The 1,281-nt window shown below is 44.6% G+C and carries 1 protein-coding gene; it reads left to right on the top strand.

Annotation, left to right across the window (positions count from 1 at the left end; all coding sequences use genetic code 11):
* Nucleotides 1-975 (top strand): GGDEF domain-containing phosphodiesterase (locus tag R7F07_RS24995; RefSeq protein WP_318110636.1); only part of this gene is annotated, 975 nt, incomplete at its 5' end.
* Nucleotides 976-1,281 lie beyond the last annotated feature (306 nt).

Raw genomic sequence — 1,281 nt, forward strand, 5'->3', positions numbered from 1 at the left:
AGTCACAATATCCGCTTAACCACCAGCCTTGGTGTCGCGGTATATCCAGAGTTTGGTTGTAACGCAGATTCGTTGCTGCAACTTTCATCCCTTGCCGCACAAGAATCAAAACGTCGCGGCAAAGACATTATGTCCGTTTACGATCCCGCATTCGATGCGACGGTGAAACAACGACTCTATATCGAAAGAGAACTGAGTCGCTCCATCCACGACTTATCTCAGTTTGAGCTTTGGTATCAACCTAAATTTGACCTTAAGACCTACCAGTTGGTTGGGGTTGAAGCATTAGTGCGATGGAATCATCCCGAGAAAGGTTACATTGGCCCTGAACAGTTTATTCCGATTGCAGAACAAAACGACTTGATTCTCGATCTTGGTGAGCATTTGATCGAAACCGCGATCAAGCAAAGAGCGGAATGGGCAGAAGCATTCGACCATGATTTTCATATCGCGTTGAACTTGTCCCCACGACAAATCTACCGCCAGGACCTTAGCCTCATATTTGAGCACTTTTTATCGCAATACAATGTATCCGCCAAAGACATTCACGTAGAAGTGACGGAGTCACTTTTGATGGACGACATCGAAAAAGCCCACTTCGTTTTGCGCAAACTGCAAGCCACTGGTATTGAAGTCTGGTTAGATGATTTTGGTACTGGCTATTCTGCCCTGTCCTATCTTCAACAAGTTAACTTTGATGGGCTTAAAATCGATCGCTCATTTATCGCGCAAACCCAGGAAGACAACAAAGATGACTCTCTGGTACGTGCCATCATTTCAATGGCTCACAACCTCGGAATGAAAGTTGTGGCAGAAGGTATAGAAACCCAAACACAACTGGCGCTGATCGAGCGTCTAAATTGCGATGTGGCACAAGGCTTTTTCTTAGGCAAGCCTGTTCCAGCGGCGCAGCTCCTAGAACTGGAAAATACCTGCCAAGCAATGAAGCACAATGCCTCTTCCATCGTAGGTTAAAAACTGGCATGAAAAGCTCATAACGCTCTGCTTCTTGCTTGGCGTTATGAGAAGCTTTCTGCAAAACACGTCACATTTTTATCCCCTTTTAAACCCGATTGCACTCACAGCGCTAACAACCCAAATAGATAAACTACACTTTTCATATCAACCCTTTGAATATGGAAATGCGCTGTGGTCGGAATTTTTTCGTGGAATAACCTATCAGTTAAACACAAACTGTTTGGCCTTGTCTTACTGCCAATCATTTTGTTGTTTTTTCTGGCGGGACAACACGTTCATAACCTTTCGACTCAAGCTCAAGAT

This window comes from Vibrio sp. YT-16, assembly GCF_033337405.1.
Classification (GTDB): Bacteria; Pseudomonadota; Gammaproteobacteria; order Enterobacterales; family Vibrionaceae; genus Vibrio; species Vibrio alginolyticus.